This is a genomic window from Geobacillus sp. E263, from assembly GCF_007197795.1.
Lineage (GTDB): Bacteria > Bacillota > Bacilli > Bacillales > Anoxybacillaceae > Parageobacillus_B > Parageobacillus_B toebii.
Genome location: NZ_CP041632.1, coordinates 552,602 through 568,835, shown reverse-complemented (window position 1 = coordinate 568,835; position 16,234 = coordinate 552,602). Strand labels below are relative to the sequence as shown.

The following is a 16,234-nucleotide window of genomic DNA, read 5'->3' as shown; positions in this document are numbered from 1 at the left end:
TCTACTCCTTTAACACCGACTCGATATAAATCGCTGGATCCGCTAGCACCGATATGGCTTGTGACACGAACGGACGAACAAATTCAATTCCGACTCCATATAAAACCGTCAATCCTAGCAACATAGCGATAGGAATATAAAGTGTGCGAATTTCTTTTGCTTCATATCCTTTTTGTTCGCCCCAACATCCATAAACAAAAATTTTCATAATAGAATAGAGCACGAACAAACTCGACAGCAAAATAACGAGAGCAGAAAGAAGCTGGCCGTCAGCAAAACTGGAGCGAACAATAAGCGCTTTTCCTATAAAGCCGCTGAACGGCGGGATGCCTGCAAGCGCGAGAGCAGAAAGAAACACCATCCATCCTAACAGCGGATAGGTTTTCATTAATCCACTAAATTGATTCAACTGATTCGTTCCCGTAACATACGCAATCGCTCCAATAATCAAAAACATCGTTGTTTTCATCACCATATCTTGCAGTAAATAAAAGACAGTACCTTCCAAACTTTCGTTCGTCATCAGTGAAATCCCAAACGTCATGACACCGACCGCCGCAATAATGTTATAAATAACGATTTGCCGCAAATCACGATAAGCAATTGCCCCGATGACTCCGACAACAATGGTTCCAATGGACAACCATGCTAAAATAGTGTGCGTATAACCTACATCATGATGAAAAATAAGAGTAAATGTACGTAAAATTGAATATACTCCTACTTTCGTAAGAAGGCCGCCGAAAAGAGCCAAAACAGCGGATGGCGGAGCGGAATACGACCCTGGAAGCCAGAAATAAAACGGGAAAATCGCTCCTTTTAACCCGAAAACGATAAGAAACAAAATAGCAATCACCGTTAAAATAGACTGATTTTCCACCTCGGCTACACGAACAGAAAGGTGGGCCATGTTTAACGTTCCAGTTACAGCGTATAAATATCCCACAGCAATAACGAATAGAGCGGATGAAAAAACATTGACGAGCATATACTTAATCGTTTCCCGCAACTGTATTTTCGTTCCTCCCAATACAAGAAGAACATACGAAGATATAAGCATCACTTCGTAAAAGACAAACAAGTTAAAAATATCTCCGGTTGTAAACGCACCATTAATACCAACAAGCAAAAAATAGAAGAACGAATAGTAATAAAATGATTCGCGGCTGCGGCCAATGGTGGCAAAAGAATAAAGCAAGCAGGCAAACGCAATGATGCTTGTCGTCAATACAAGCATGGCAGACAGCATATCCGATACAAGCGTAATACCGAATGGAGCAGGCCAGTTTCCGATATCCAACGTTTGTATTCCTTCCGTATGAACACGGCGTACTAGCATGATGCTAGCGAATATCATTCCTAATGCTCCAAAAACGGATATCGCTTTTTGAGCAGAAATATTCTTCGCGAAAAAAATTAGGACAATAGCAGTAACTAATGGAATGATTATTGGCAATATCAGTAAATTAATCATCTTCTTCCTTTCCCCTCATTTTTTCAATATTATCCGTTCCAATTTCTTGATATGAACGATAAGCGAGAACTAGAAAAAAGGCAGTTACACCAAAGCTGATCACAATCGCTGTCAAAATGAGCGCTTGTGGTATTGGATCCACATATTGTTTCGCCTGTTCTTCTAATAGAGGCGGGGCCCCAGCCTTTAATCCCCCCATTGTTAACAACAGTAAATGTGCTCCATGACTTAGTAAACCGGTTCCGATAATAATTCGGAGCAAACTTTTACTCAATATGAGATAAGTAGCCCCGGCAAACAAACAGCCAATGACAATGATCATGACAATTTCCATTAATCGCTCTCTCCTATCGTTTCAATAATGGTCATCGTAGTTCCGATAACGACAAGATATACGCCTAAGTCGAAAAGAACAGCGGTATGCAGCGATGTTTGGCCTAACAGCGGGAGATGAAAGTGATGGTGAGCATGGGTTAAAAAGGGGACATTAAAAACAAGTCCCCCTATTCCCGTACCGACAGCAAATAAAAGCCCAACACCGATTAAAATTTTATAATCAACCGGAATCATTGATCGAACTGTCTTTATATCAAACGTCAAAAGCAACAACACGATGGCGCCGGAAGTCATTAGCCCGGCAATAAATCCCCCGCCTGGATGATAATGCCCCGCAAAAAAGAGATGAATGGAAAATAAGATGATAATAAACGTCACGACACAGGTCAACGTCCGCAAAATAACGTCGTTCGTTTTCACTATTTCTCTCCTTTCGACATTCGTAGTTTGACCATCACGTAAATGCCCAAAGCTGCAATACCGAGCACACATATTTCAAACATCGTATCAAAACCCCGGAAATCAACTAAAATGACATTGACCATATTTTTTCCCGCGGCTTTTTCATACGTATTTTCCACATAATATTGGGCAATGGTGTCGAAATTTTTTTGGCTATAGGAAAGTAAAGCGATCAAGCTAACTATCACTCCGACCCCTATGGAAATGAGGGCATTTCCCAATCTAAAACGAATCCCTTTTTCATGACGGCTGAGCTGTGGCAGGTGATAAAAGCAAAGCAAAAATAGCGAGACGGAAATCGTTTCAATGACTAACTGCGTCAACGCTAAATCCGGTGCACGGAACAATACGAAGAAAAGAGTGACCGTATAGCCGACGGAACCAAGTGCAATAATGGCGGTTAAACGTGATTTAGCCATGATAGTAGTGATGGTTCCAGCGATGATAATTAGTGATAATACAAGTTCATGAGCCCCTACTGGTGCCAAATGATCAGTTGAAATATGCCATTTTCCTTTCACCAAGATGGAGAAAGCGAGCAACGCAATGAAAGCGGAGAGAATATACACAAAGTAAGTACGGATATAGCCTGTCATATAGCTTTCGGTTAACGTGTACGATCCTCTCTCCATTCCATCTACCATACGGTCATACAGATGATTAAGAGAAAGACGCTTCGGAAATTTTTGATATAGACTTTTCCATCTTGGAAATGTCTTGTACAACATTGTCCCAAGTACAATAACGCCAATCGTCATCCATAGCTCAATGGTCCATCCGTGCCAGTGGCTAATGTGCAGCGCCGATCCTTCCGTGCGAAATGGACCGGTTAAAATCGCATCAGCAGCTGGAGCGATGAGCGTATGTGACAACATGTTTGGGAAAAGTCCAAATACGATGACGAGAAGCGCGAGAACAACCGGAGCAATAAGCATTCCTAACGGCGCTTCGTGCGGTTTCTTCGGCAATTGTTCAGGCTGATAGGAGCCGAAAAACGTTCTGCCGAGTAACAAAAAGCTGTACAAGAACGTAAAAACGCTAGCAATCCATGCAATAACCGGGAATAAAATTCCCCATGTATCAAGCGAAAAAATGTCCGCCTGCAGCACCCGAACCATTGCCGTAAAAAACATTTCTTTGCTTAAAAATCCATTAAACGGTGGCATTCCCGCCATCGATAGCGCACCAATCAACGCAACTGTAAATGTGATTGGCATCACCGTCATTAAACCGCCGAGACGACGAACATCTCTCGTCCCTGTTTCATGGTCAACAATGCCTACGACCATAAACAAGCTTCCTTTAAACGTCGCATGGTTAATCAAATGGAACACTGCCGCCACCGTCGCGATTATATATATATTGTCATCAATAGTATCGTAATGAAACGAGAGCGCTCCAACACCAAGCAGCGACATGATTAAGCCGAGCTGGCTAACGGTAGAATACGCTAATATACCTTTGAGATCCGTCTGCCGTGGAGCGTGAAACGACGCCCAAAACAGTGTCAAAATTCCTATTCCGCCAACTAGCCAAATCCATAACGGCGATACGGCGAATATTGGCGTTAAGCGCGCAACTAAGTAAATCCCTGCTTTCACCATCGTTGCGGAATGCAAGTATGCACTTACTGGCGTTGGCGCTTCCATGGCATCAGGAAGCCAAATATAAAACGGAAACTGCGCAGATTTTGTAAAAGCCCCTAACAAAATTAGCAATAACGCCGGCACAAACAGCGAATGGCCTGCCAGCTCGGAAGATTGGGCAGCTAATTCGCGTATGCTATACGTTCCTCCCATGACGGACAGCAGCAAAAAGCCCCCAAGCAAGGCAAGTCCGCCAAAAATCGTAATCAACATCGATTTCTGCGCCCCGTAACGGGAGCGTTCACGCTCATTCCAATAGCCAATTAATAAGAAAGAAGAAAGCGAAGTTAATTCCCAAAACAAATACAGCACCATTAAATTATCGGAAAGAACGACGCCGAGCATCGCTCCCATAAATAAAAGCAAATATACATAAAAATGATGAAGCTTTTCTTTTTCTTTTGATAAATAATAAACCGAATATAAAATAACAAGGGAACCAATTCCTGTAATTAAGAGTGCGAATAATAAACCTAACCCGTCTACATAAGCAGTAAAATCCAATCCTAGAGAGGGAATCCAAGGTACGGTTTCTATTTGTGTGCCATATTTCTCTGTAATCGAAATATACTGAATAAAGTAGATAAATAAGATGATAGGCAAAGGCAAAATAAACAAACCGGTATGAATAGGGCGAACATACTTATACAGAAACGGAACAAAAATAGCTAATAAAAATGGAGATATAATTGCCCAATGCAACATCGACACCGCTTAATCCTCCTAACTTATATTACTTTAGCTGCCTCACCGCCATATTTTATATACAATAACCTTTTGCTAACTATTTGAAGTGAGGCCAATGCAGCAAACATGCCTATTTTAATTATAAGAAATAGTGAAATGTGCTTCTGACTACTATTCTGCCTTGCATGTTGTCGATATACACTACCATTCATCTTTCCCCATTCCATAAATGGTCGTTCGTTATCATGTCTATATTATTTACGTTTTTCCTTATGAATGAATTGCGTTTTATTTTATGATAACATTTGAATGTCTTTTTGTTCAATTCAGCTTGCTCACATTGACTAAACCAATGGGGGTTGTCCAACAGCGATACACGTTTCCCCTTTTTTCCCTTCATGAAGCGACGCGATTTTCTCTTAACCATGTTATAATTGACGAAACAACTCCCATTTCATTGCTCTAAGGTTGGCAAAAAATAAAAAACTCTTCCATTTTTCATTCCGTTCTCCCGCAATGCACATATAGTAATATAGATTATTCACTAATAAGGGGGAACACCACCATGTTTTATGCCTCATTTCCCTTATCCTATCCGATAAGGCAGTATCCGCCTGTTAATCCAACTTTTGTATAAAGTCTCCATTGAGATGATTTGTTATGTGCATACTGAAAAAATATTATAGTTGACATAAAAAACATTGTTCGGTACGATTTTGTTAACCGATAAATAAAAGGGGGTTTACATATGAAAGAAACACGCCCAAAATGGCGGGCTATTGACTTAACATTAGTCGGCATGTTTGCAGCATTAATGGCAATTGGAGCAAATATTACGTCGTGGGCGCCATTTCTAGTTATCGGCGGTGTTCCGATTACATTACAAACGTTTTTTTGCGTGCTTGCTGGCGCAATTTTAGGGCGAAGATTGGGAGCAGTAGCAATGATTGTTTATATGCTCATTGGGCTATTCGGCGCTCCTGTGTTTGCACAGTTTGGCGGAGGATTTGGCAGCGTTGCCAGACCAACGTTTGGATTTATTATATCGTTCATTTTTGCTGCTTATGTAACAGGATGGATGATTGAACGGGGAAACGGAAATCCGTCCGTTGTTCGATTTATCGCTGCTACGCTCGCTGGTATGGCCATTAACTATCTGATCGGCACCAACTGGATGTATATCGCTTATAAATTTTGGGCGGAAGCGCCTAAAGGATTTTCCTATGCTTTGGCATGGAGTTGGATGATCGTCCCGCTTCCAAAAGACATTATTTTATCCGTGATCGCTGGCATCCTTTCACCGCGAATTTATATGTCTGTCCGTAAATCCGCCTCATACCATCAACGCGTGGCATAGAGTAGCGCTCCCATAAAAACTTTTCATAAAAAAAACGTGCATGTGAATACATGCACGTTTTTTAAAAAAACAATCTAAAGATTTGATAGACAAATCCAGCAATAAGTGCAGAAACAGGCAACGTAATAATCCATGTTAATACAATGCGCTGCGCCACACCCCATTTAACGCCTTTAACTCGTTGTGCCGCACCAACCCCCATGATTGCGGAAGAAATAACATGGGTCGTACTAACAGGCAAGTGAATCGTGGTGGCGCCAAAAATGATCAGAGCGGACGATAAATCTGCCGCCGCCCCGTTGATTGGGCGGATTTTCATAATTTTTCCCCCAACCGTTTTAATAATTTTCCATCCACCTACTGCGGTTCCAAGCCCCATGGCCGTCGCTGCAGAGATTCTAACCCATTCCGGAATATCTGTCGATGTATGATAATTTGCGGCAATAAGCGCCATCGTGATGATCCCCATCGTCTTTTGCGCATCGTTTGTTCCGTGCGTATACGCTTGAAGAGCAGCAGTTACGACTTGAAACATGCGAAATCCTTTCGTTGTACGCGTCAAGTTAGCGTTTTTAAAAATGGCACGAAACAGACTCATCATGATAAAACCAACTGCTAAAGCAAGAAATGGCGAGATAATAAGAGATTCTAAAATTTTGAAAAATCCTTTATAATGCAAAACATCAAACCCTGCTGCAGAAACAGCGGCACCCGCAATAGAACCGATTAACGCATGCGAAGAACTGCTTGGAATTCCGTAATACCACGTAATTAAATTCCACGCAATGGCTGCTGTCAATGCCGCTAAAATGACGACGGAACCGTTCTCCAGTGCGAATGGATCAACAATATCTTTCGTGATCGTTTTTGCAACCCCAGTAAATGTCAATGCGCCAATAAAGTTCATTGTCGCCGCTAAAATAATCGCTTGTCGTGGCGATAGTGCTCTTGTTGATACCGATGTTGCGATGGCATTGGCAGTATCATGAAACCCGTTAATAAAATCAAATGCCAACGCAAAAATGACAATAAGAGCCGTAAGTAAAAATATCATATCCATAAAAACAACGTCCCCTTTTATGCGTTACGCATGATGATTGTTTCAATCGTATTTGCCACATCCTCGCAGCTATCCGCAATTTCCTCTAACATTTCATATAGTTCTTTATATTGAATGATCTTAATCGGATCCTTTTGTTCTACAAATAAATTTTTGATCGAAGCTCGTAAAATTTCATCGCATTTTGTCTCATAATCCTTAATTTTAATGGCATGTGTCCGCATATCGAGAAGCTTTTTATGAGACAACAGTTTAAGTGCATCGGCAATTTCAATCGTGCTTTGATAAATATTATTAAAAAATTGCACCATATGATCATCAATTTCCGTAAATGAAAACATTTCGAAGCGGGCGGAACATTGTTCTAGCCCATCTAACACATCGTCCATCTTCATTGCTAATTGGTGAATATCTTCGCGCTCAATTGGCGTAATAAACGTTTTATTTAATTCGACAACAAGCTCATGAATATAGGAGTCGCCCTTGCGCTCATATTCTTTCATCACACGCGCAAATTCTTTCAAATCGCTGACATTATGGATTTTATACTCGACAAAATATTGCGCCGCTTCTTTCACATTTTCGGAAATCGTAAATAATAAATCAAAAAAGACATCTTTTTTTGGTGAAAAAATCATATGAAAACCCCCATTTATTTAACGTATGGAAATTTGGCCACTGTGTTCTATTTTAGCAATAAATGTCGAATTTACAATGAACATATAAAAAATTTACACTAAATTTACATTACCTTAACATTTTATAAATATTTTTTAAGTATATCATTCCAAAAAGAAAACGAAGCCATACAAGTCGGCTTCGTTTTTCATATTATTCTTATTCGAATCGCTCCACCAACGTCGCAAGCGTGCGAACCATTACCCCAGTAGCTCCAGACGGTCCGAGATCATGCTCTTTCGAAGTAACGGATGTTCCCGCAATATCAAGATGAACCCACGGTGTATCTTCCGCAAATTCACCGAGAAACGCACCGCCCATAATCGCATGTCCTTCTCGTCCTGGTGAATTATTAAGGTCTGCAATTTTACTGCTGCGTACACGTTCCTTATCCTTTTCCGTAATTGGCAAGCGCCAAATAAACTCCCCTGTTTCCGCAGACGCTTCTAACACTTGCTCAAATAACGCTTCGTTATTGGTCATCGCACCCGTTGTATGAACGCCAAGCGCTACAATGACACCGCCCGTTAGCGTCGCGACATCAATTAAATAGCTGGCGCCATGATGTTTCGCATATGTAATGGCATCTGCTAAAATAAGACGGCCTTCTGCATCGGTATTTTTTACTTCAATCGTTTTTCCGCTCATCGATGTAATCACATCATCCGGTTTAAACGCTTCACCGCTGATCATGTTATCAGTAGCCGGAATGACAGCAACAACATTTTGTTCCGGCCGAAGCTCCCCGATAATTTCCATCGCGCCAAGTACTGCCGCCGCACCAGCCATATCTGTTTTCATATCGACCATGCTTTCGCGCGGTTTAAGGGAGTAGCCTCCAGTATCAAACGTCACTCCTTTTCCGACAAGACCGATGACATTTTCCCACGTTTCTTTTCCTTGATATTTGAGGACGATCATTTTTGGCGGATTTTTTGAGCCTTGGTTCACAGCAAGAAATGCTCCCATTCCGAGCTTTTCGATATCTTCTTTTTCAAGAATTTCACATTCAAACTCATATTTGTTTGCCAATTCCACCGCATAATTCGCTAAATCTGCCGCAGTTAATAAGTTGCTTGGAGTGTTGACCAACGTGCGCGCAGAATTCGTTGCCTTTCCGTATACAGAACCGACAAACACGCTTGCTTCGATTTCTGCTTGGTCCGCTTCTGTGTAAATCGTAATGGATTCGATCCGTTTTTCTGGTTCATTCTTTTTTTGTTTATATCCAGGAAATTCGTATGTCGCAAGGTAATAAGCTTCCGAAAGCGCATGTGCTGCATCATTTGCGTCAATATCTTTTGTGACAAACGTATCTAAAGCGATTGCCGCTTCCGTTCGTTTCGCTTGTTTTAATGTTTTAAACAGCTTACCAAACGCTTCACGCAATAAGTCAAATGTCAACTCTTCTTCTTTTCCTAATCCGACAAAATAAAGACGTTTTGCTCCCGCTTGATTCAGAGTATGTACTTTGGAAATTTGCTTTTTCTTAGCGGAAATATCCCCTTCTTTCAACAAAACCGATACTTGTCCGCCAAGGCGGCGGTCACATTCGGCAACAATTCCGTCTAACGGCTGATTTTTTTCAAATATCCCAACCACTAGCACTTCATGCGTTGTATCAAGGGACAGCTGCTGTTTAATGGTAAACATCTCATCATCTCTCCTTACGATACGGTTTCTTTTTCCATTATATCGAAATACAATGACTATTTCGATATTCCAAACTCATCATAATTCCAGTAGATAATGTTGACAATCTTATCTTCTCCCTTTTTTCAAAATATCACAAGGAAACAGCATACGCATGTGGAATGAAAAAAGAAGGGAGCATATTGTTCCCCAATGACAAATGGAAGGAGAAGTGCGATGAGACTTATTTCGCTTTGTCCAAGCAACACGGAATTGCTCGCTTATTTAGATATGCACGACCACCTTATTGCCGTAGACAATCATTCCGATTGGCCATCTTCCGTATGCCATCTCCCGAGAGTCGGTCCCGACTTAAATATCGATATGGAAAAGGTAGAAGCAATGAAACCGGATTTAGTGCTTGCTTCTTTAAGCGTTCCAGGTATGGAACGAAACGTACAAGAACTGCAGAAACGGAACATTCCCTACATCGTTTTTGCGCCAAATTCATTGCACGATATTGCGGATGACTTGCTTCGTCTCGGTGAAACACTTGGCCAAAAAGAAACGGCACAAGCCGTTGTTCGCCGCTATCACTCGTTTATAGAGAAATATCGCCAGCTGTCCGCGAATATTAAGCATCCTGCGCGGCTGTATTGGGAGTGGTGGCCAAGGCCGATTTTTACACCTGGTAAAACAAATTGGCTAACAGAAATTAGCCAACTAGCCGGGGCAACGAATATTTTTGCCGATATCGAGCAAGCAAACGTGCAAACCAACTGGGATGAGGTGATCAAGCGAAATCCTTCTCATATTTGCCTCGTCTGGGTTGGCGTGCAGACAAAAAAAATGAATAAAGATGCTGTCAAAAATAGACTTGATGCAGAGAAAGTGGACGCTATCCTTACAGAGAGAATTTACTTGCTCGAAGAATCGTTATATTGCCGTCCTTCTCCGCGGCTTTTGCTTGGTCTAAAAAAACTTGCCGCCTTGTTGCATCCGTCTGTTTTCCCACCTGATGACGGGATTGACCCATTGTTAACAAAATAAAGGGCGGTGCTTGTCCGCCCTTAACTTTTCGATTGTAAATACTGTTGCCTAAACACTTGCATTGTTTCGTCCTCATTTAGTCGTATTAACTCTTCTTCGGAAAGCGTCCCATCACCCTTTTTCACGATATACACTTGTACCTTCTTTTTACCCCAATATTTATATACATCCTCGACCGTATCATAATATAAATCAAGGCGATTTCCTTTAATCGCTCCTCCTTTATCGGCTACGACCCCATATCCATATCCAGGGATAAAAAGAATCGTACCGATCGGGAATATATTTAAATCCGCAGCAATGGTTGAATATAAGTCTCGTTTCACACGCACCCCGGAATAGGTAATCCCATATTCCGGATGATCTGGTGTTTTTCCTGTTGACTCTACTCCTGCCGTATATCCTGTCGCCACAACAACCATGGATGGATATTTTGACCAATCAAACGCTTCTTCAAGACGAAGCGATTGATTAATGGCCTTTTTCGAAGAAATTTGCGGTTTGTTCTGTTTCTCGTAATGCTTCCACTGTTTATCTATCGCAACATATTGTCCTTTATTCCATATGTCAAAAAAATGGTCATCTGTGTAGAAAAATGATGATGCATCATACAAACTGTTAGAAATCGTTTTCGCTTCGACACCTGAAATCGATTGTAATGTCGCTAGTAGCGCCATTACAAACAATAATGACATGGTTATTCTTCTTATTATATTTTTTAGAAGAACCATTTCCTCACTCCTCTCACATTTCTATTTATCTCCACAAAAAAATAGAAATATTCATTGTGAGAAAAGTGAGGTAAAAAAAAAGACTTTCATATCACCATGAAAGCCTTAAAACATCTGGTATCCTTTCGCACGCAACGTGCGAATGACAAATCCAGCGCAAAGCGCACCGGCAAATCCGCTAGATAAAATTAAAATATCAGCCGGAGCCAGCGACAATACTTTACGCTTTAACGCTATAAAAGAAGCTTGTGGATCTGTAAAATATTGCGTCCACGGAATATCATCGATAATAAACATAAATACAAACGGGCATAAAATTGCCATAATCCAAGTCATACGCAACAACATATTTAATAAAAAGCCAATGCCGAAAAATAAAACAAAAAATAAAAGCATGGAAATTAGTACAACAGGCAAGCTCATTTGCATCCCTAATCACCTCCAGTACACCCTTTTTAAGTGTACTGAATCGGATAAAGGGAGTCAATTTTCAGAAACGGCTTACTTCTTTTGTTCGGTTCCTTTTCCTGAACATCCATAACAAGTTTCCGAGCCACCTAGCAAAAGTTGTACGTATCCGTTCCCTTCGCAATATGGGCATACCGTTTGTTCTGTATGTTTCATATTTGCCCCTCCATTTTCCCTAATTTTCTGATAATATACCAAAATTTTTTTCAAAAGAAAAAGAGGGATTTTCCTCATTTATCGTGATGTAAACGGATACATCAGTGGCATGCTTCTGTTTTCTTCATATTCCTTAATCTTTCGAATTTTTGAAATATAAACTATATTTTGTGTATCCAAACGGTTCCCCGGGATTGAGTCCGTCATGAGCCGGAAAATAGTGAAATGGTTCTAATTGCAATAAATATCGCAATAACCGAGATGTATGTCGATCTTCTCGCAATCTTTGCTTGCTTAAAAATTCAGCCGTGAACAATTCATCGGTTTGCACAGTAATCGTATGCGAAAAACATTTACATTTGTACGAATACCGTCCATTTTTCGCTAAAAAAAGAAAAGGTTGCTTCAGTATATAAATATGATATAAATGTTGAAAAAGGGCAAACATTGAAGTTTGCCCGTCTATTAGAAGAACTTGAATTTTCCTTTTTTCATTACAAGCGAAGGACCGCCAATTAAATAAAGAGCACGATTGTCGATCATTTTTTTCATAAAGCTTGCTTTTGTTCCCCAAATTTTTTTGCCGAATACAACTCCAATCGCATCATCCTCGCCAAGCGAACAAACCGTTCCTTTAATATCTGGACGGAATGGCTGCAATTCTCCTTGCTGACGAATTAGCACAGCAAGGTTTTTCGCGCACACTTCGCCTTCTTGCATAGCAATTTGTGCCGTTGGCGGATATGGGCGATTTGTTTCTTCATTAATGATTAACGAACAGTCACCAACGACAAAAATATCTTCGTGTCCTGGAACGCGCAAGAATGGGTCCACTTTAATACGACCGCGCATCGCTTCAAAGCCAGACTCATCGATTACATGGCTTCCGCGTACACCAGCGGCCCATACGACTGTGCCTGCTTTAATCTCTTCGATGTCGTCTCCTTTCGCTACGATAATTCCTTCTGGTGTACATTCTTTAATGGCAGTGCCGATTTTAAATTCAACGCCTTTACGCTCTAATTGGTTAACCGCATATTCAACCAGTTCCGGATCAAAACCTGGAAGCGCTGTCGGCGCTGCCTCTACACAAATAATACGAACTTTATGCGGGTCAATATCATACTCGCGGCATAATTCAGGAACACGGTTTACCAATTCGCCTAAAAACTCAATACCTGTAAATCCAGCACCACCAACGACAATCGTTAGACGTTCATCCCGTTTTTCTTCTTCTGTATTATACGTAGCAAATTGATACTCAATATGTTCACGAATTTGCCGCGCTGCATTCACGTTTGCAATAGAAAAAGCGTACTCTTTTAGCCCTTTAATTCCAAACGTCTCTGATTCAAATCCAAGAGCAATAACTAAATAATCATAAGTAAGTTCGCCATTTTTCATTAACACTTTCTTTTCATCAGGAAGTATTTTGACAACCGTGTCTTGCACAAATTTTACCTTATTACGATCAATCACATCGCTAATTGGATAACGAACTCGGTCATGATGCAATGTACCGGCTGATGCTTCGTGAAGCCATGTTGTTTCATAATGGTAGTCGTTTTTGTTCACGAGTGTAATGCTCGCCTCATTGATCCCAACAAGCTCTTGCAAACGTACTGTTGTCATTAAACCGCCATAACCAGCACCTAAAATGACGACATTTGGTTTTTTCAATTAAATCACTTCCATCCTTTTTAATTTTTTTGTAATTTTGTTTATAGATTTTGCCGCCATGCACATTTTTATCGGGCAAAGTTTGTGAAATTATTCACGTTAATCGTCAAAAAAATGTTAAACAATTGTCACAAAAAATTAACAATGCATCCACAAAACATATTAGCCCTTTTTTTCAATCTTTTCAAGCGTTTTTTATATTTTTATTAGCTACAAAAATCCCCATAAATAACAAATGGCTTTTATGGTATGATAAGATGGTGAGGGTAATTTTATTTGTGGGGGAGGAATCTTTGATAATGAAAGAAGACCAAAAAATATATGATGTTACCATTATAGGAGGCGGACCGGTCGGGCTGTTTGCCGCTTTTTACGGGGGATTAAGGCAGATGAGCGTAAAAATTATCGAAAGCTTGCCGCAATTAGGAGGACAACTGTCTGCTCTTTATCCTGAAAAATACATATATGATGTTGCTGGATTTCCTAAAGTACGCGCTCAAGAATTGATTGATCATTTAAAAGAACAAATGGAGAAATTTTCACCAACTGTTTGTCTTGATCAATCAGTGGAAATGTTAGAAAAATTGGAAGATGGAACATTTAAATTAACGACAAACAAAGAAATACATTATTCCAAAACTGTTGTTATTACCGCAGGAAACGGCGCCTTCCAGCCTCGACGCCTTGAATTAGAAAATGCAACGCAATATGAAGGAAAAAATTTATACTACTTCATTAATGATTTAAATCAATTTAAAGGGCAAAAAGTACTCGTTTGCGGCGGCGGAGATTCCGCCGTGGACTGGTCGCTTATGCTAGAACCAATCGCTGAAAAAGTGACGATTGTACATCGACGCGATAAATTCCGCGCTCATGAACATAGTGTGGAAACATTGATGAATTCCACAGTCAATGTGAAAACTCCATTTGTCCCTGTGGAGTTAATCGGTGACGAAAAGGGCATTCGCCAAGTTGTCATCGAACATGTGAAAGACGGTCTGCGCGAAACGATTGAAATCGATGCACTGATTGTGAACTATGGCTTTATTTCCTCGCTTGGGCCAATTAAAAACTGGGGACTTGAAATTGAGAAAAACTCCATAAAGGTTAACTCCAAAATGGAAACAAATATTCCTGGCGTTTACGCTGCTGGCGATATATGCACATATGAAGGAAAAATAAAACTCATTGCTTGCGGATTCGGCGAAGCGCCGATCGCAATCAGCAGCGCAAAAACGTATATCGACCCAACAGCGAGAATGCAGCCGGCACACTCCACTTCATTATTCTAATTTGCTTTTATGTTCACAAAAATGAAAGGGATGCTTTATGTATAAAAAGCATCCCTTTGTTGCGCCCAGTTTGAACAGATTACTTCCATTTTCCTTCTGTTTGCGTGCCGTGATTTGTTCTCTTAACTGTACATTTTCCTGCGCTAATGCTTGCGAGCATCATTAGCACTGTTCCGGCGTGCCTGCATTCGTTGCTGTTCTAAACGATGAACCGCAACCGCATGTGGCGATCGCATTCGGATTGTTAATCGTAAAACCGCCACCCATTAACGATTGTTTATAGTCAATCACTGTTCCTTGTAAAATTGGCGCGCTTTCTTTATCGACTAGAATTTTAATTCCATGCTGTTCAAATTCATGATCGTCTTCATGACGCTCATGGTCGAATCCCATTCCATACGATAAACCGCTGCAGCCGCCGCCTTTCACTCCAATGCGAAGGTATGCCCCTTCTTCCTCATGTTCTTTCATCATATCTTTAATTTGAAGCGCAGCTGCTTCTGTAAGTGTAATAATATCAGCCATTGCGATCCCTCCTTATGGATAGTATATCGCTTTCCATACATGTTTCTCAAATATTTAATAGTAATACACACCTGTACAAATCGTTTCCGCCGGTCCTGTCATCCGCACATTTCCCTCATCTGTCCATGTAATGATTAAATCCCCGCCTGCCAAATGGACGACCGTTTCTTTATTTCGCGCTGTTTTTCCATTTAATACGGAAGCAACAACAGCTGCACACGCCCCTGTACCGCAAGCTTGCGTCACTCCAGAGCCGCGCTCCCATACGCGAAAATGGAGTTCATGGTCGTTTACCACCTCGACGAATTCGACATTTACCCCTTCAGGAAACCGCTCGTCCTTTTCCACAATCGGACCAAGTGTCGTTACCGGCGCTGTTGTGATATCATCCACGTAAAAAATGACATGAGGGTTTCCCATCGAAACGGCTGTAATTTCATACTGTTTTCCATCGACTTCAAACGGTTCTGCAACGACTCGTTCCGCATCCAGACCAATCATCGGGATCTCGCTCCGCTTTAAACGCGGCTTTCCCATATCAATGGTAACGTTTGTAACGGCTCCATTTTCTACGGTAACCTCTGCCTTCACGAGTCCGGACAATGTTTCAATAAAAAAGGATCGGTCTTTTACCATTCCATGCTCATATGCATATTTTGCGACACAACGCAAGCCATTGCCGCAATTTTTCCCTTCAGAACCGTCGCTATTAAAAATCCGCATTTTTACCGGAGCTACTTCTGACGGGCAAATGAGAATCATGCCATCCGCTCCGATTCCGGTATTTACGTTGGATACTTTCACCGCTAAGGACGATAATAATGATTCTGGAATTGTTTCTTCAAACATATTTACATATATATAACTATTGCCGAGCCCATGCATTTTTGTAAACGAAAATTTATTCATTATTTCCTCCTTGAAATAAAAAATTTTTTATACATAAGTATAAATCGAAAATAAACGGGACACAATGAGAATATCCCCCGTTTTTTCATAA

General features: G+C 40.8%; 16 protein-coding genes and 1 pseudogene. 3 read left to right on the top strand and 14 right to left on the bottom strand.

What is annotated here, in order from left to right; all coding sequences use genetic code 11:
• Position 1: 1 nt before the first annotated feature.
• Genes FNL97_RS02845 through FNL97_RS02830 form a run of 4 tightly spaced genes read right to left on the bottom strand, consistent with a single transcriptional unit; the run spans position 2 to position 4,629 of the window.
• Positions 2–1,474: a Na+/H+ antiporter subunit D gene (locus FNL97_RS02845; protein WP_015864946.1), complete on the bottom strand. Its 1,473-nt coding sequence runs from the start codon at positions 1,472–1,474 to the stop codon at positions 2–4.
• Complete coding sequence (locus FNL97_RS02840) at positions 1,467–1,808, bottom strand: Na(+)/H(+) antiporter subunit C (RefSeq protein WP_015864947.1); 342 nt, start codon at positions 1,806–1,808, stop codon at positions 1,467–1,469. The genes FNL97_RS02845 and FNL97_RS02840 overlap by 8 nt, the downstream gene beginning before the upstream one ends.
• Positions 1,808–2,230, bottom strand: coding sequence for a Na(+)/H(+) antiporter subunit B (locus tag FNL97_RS02835; RefSeq protein WP_015864948.1), 423 nt, complete (start codon positions 2,228–2,230; stop codon positions 1,808–1,810). The genes FNL97_RS02840 and FNL97_RS02835 overlap by 1 nt, the downstream gene beginning before the upstream one ends.
• Positions 2,230–4,629, bottom strand: a complete 2,400-nt coding sequence (locus FNL97_RS02830; RefSeq protein ID WP_015864949.1) for a Na+/H+ antiporter subunit A — start codon at positions 4,627–4,629, stop codon at positions 2,230–2,232. The genes FNL97_RS02835 and FNL97_RS02830 overlap by 1 nt, the downstream gene beginning before the upstream one ends.
• 724 nt (positions 4,630–5,353) lie before the next feature.
• On the opposite strand from FNL97_RS02830, the gene FNL97_RS02825 reads away from it, so the two are divergent.
• A complete protein-coding gene (locus tag FNL97_RS02825; protein WP_089098058.1) occupies positions 5,354–5,962 on the top strand; it encodes a biotin transporter BioY in 609 nt (202 codons plus the stop codon).
• Between the two features lie 61 nt (positions 5,963–6,023).
• On the opposite strand, the gene FNL97_RS02820 is transcribed toward FNL97_RS02825, so the two are convergent.
• From FNL97_RS02820 to FNL97_RS02810, 3 genes are all read right to left on the bottom strand, one after another.
• Entirely contained in the window at positions 6,024–7,022 is a 999-nt protein-coding gene (locus FNL97_RS02820) for an inorganic phosphate transporter (RefSeq protein ID WP_143415012.1), read from the bottom strand.
• Between the two features lie 17 nt (positions 7,023–7,039).
• A complete protein-coding gene (locus tag FNL97_RS02815) occupies positions 7,040–7,660 on the bottom strand; it encodes a DUF47 domain-containing protein (protein ID WP_062678378.1) in 621 nt (206 codons plus the stop codon).
• A gap of 199 nt (positions 7,661–7,859) precedes the next feature.
• Positions 7,860–9,353: a leucyl aminopeptidase gene (locus tag FNL97_RS02810; protein ID WP_143415011.1), complete on the bottom strand. Its 1,494-nt coding sequence runs from the start codon at positions 9,351–9,353 to the stop codon at positions 7,860–7,862.
• A gap of 216 nt (positions 9,354–9,569) precedes the next feature.
• Between FNL97_RS02810 and FNL97_RS02805 the strand changes: the two genes are divergently transcribed.
• Positions 9,570–10,382: a cobalamin-binding protein gene (locus FNL97_RS02805; protein ID WP_097353801.1), complete on the top strand. Its 813-nt coding sequence runs from the start codon at positions 9,570–9,572 to the stop codon at positions 10,380–10,382.
• Positions 10,383–10,402: 20 nt separating this feature from the next.
• Here FNL97_RS02805 and spsC read toward each other — a convergent pair whose 3' ends face one another.
• The 5 genes and pseudogenes from spsC to FNL97_RS02785 all read right to left on the bottom strand — a co-directional run bounded on the left by spsC (position 10,403) and on the right by FNL97_RS02785 (position 13,417).
• A complete protein-coding gene (gene spsC / locus FNL97_RS02800) occupies positions 10,403–11,113 on the bottom strand; it encodes a stationary phase survival protein SpsC (protein WP_143415010.1) in 711 nt (236 codons plus the stop codon).
• A 105-nt stretch (positions 11,114–11,218) separates the two neighbouring features.
• Positions 11,219–11,542, bottom strand: coding sequence for a YuiB family protein (locus FNL97_RS02795; RefSeq protein ID WP_143415009.1), 324 nt, complete (start codon positions 11,540–11,542; stop codon positions 11,219–11,221).
• Positions 11,543–11,614: 72 nt separating this feature from the next.
• Positions 11,615–11,737, bottom strand: a complete 123-nt coding sequence (locus FNL97_RS17865; protein ID WP_015864957.1) for a YuiA family protein — start codon at positions 11,735–11,737, stop codon at positions 11,615–11,617.
• 133 nt (positions 11,738–11,870) lie between these two features.
• Positions 11,871–12,083: pseudogene (locus FNL97_RS18265) on the bottom strand (NUDIX hydrolase); the annotation flags it as partial.
• Between the two features lie 119 nt (positions 12,084–12,202).
• Positions 12,203–13,417 carry an NAD(P)/FAD-dependent oxidoreductase gene (locus FNL97_RS02785; protein WP_015864958.1) on the bottom strand — a complete coding sequence of 405 codons (1,215 nt, stop codon included), beginning with the start codon at positions 13,415–13,417 and terminating at the stop codon, positions 12,203–12,205.
• 299 nt (positions 13,418–13,716) lie between these two features.
• Between FNL97_RS02785 and FNL97_RS02780 the strand changes: the two genes are divergently transcribed.
• On the top strand, positions 13,717–14,709 hold the full coding sequence (locus FNL97_RS02780; RefSeq protein ID WP_062755834.1) for an NAD(P)/FAD-dependent oxidoreductase: 993 nt from the start codon (positions 13,717–13,719) through the stop codon (positions 14,707–14,709).
• 162 nt (positions 14,710–14,871) lie between these two features.
• Here FNL97_RS02780 and erpA read toward each other — a convergent pair whose 3' ends face one another.
• Positions 14,872–15,234: an iron-sulfur cluster insertion protein ErpA gene (erpA, locus tag FNL97_RS02775; RefSeq protein ID WP_062678096.1), complete on the bottom strand. Its 363-nt coding sequence runs from the start codon at positions 15,232–15,234 to the stop codon at positions 14,872–14,874.
• A 54-nt stretch (positions 15,235–15,288) separates the two neighbouring features.
• The gene (dapF, locus tag FNL97_RS02770) at positions 15,289–16,143 is read right to left on the bottom strand and encodes a diaminopimelate epimerase (RefSeq protein ID WP_015864961.1); all 855 of its coding nucleotides are present in this window, start codon (positions 16,141–16,143) and stop codon (positions 15,289–15,291) included.
• Between the last annotated feature and the right edge of the window lie 91 nt (positions 16,144–16,234).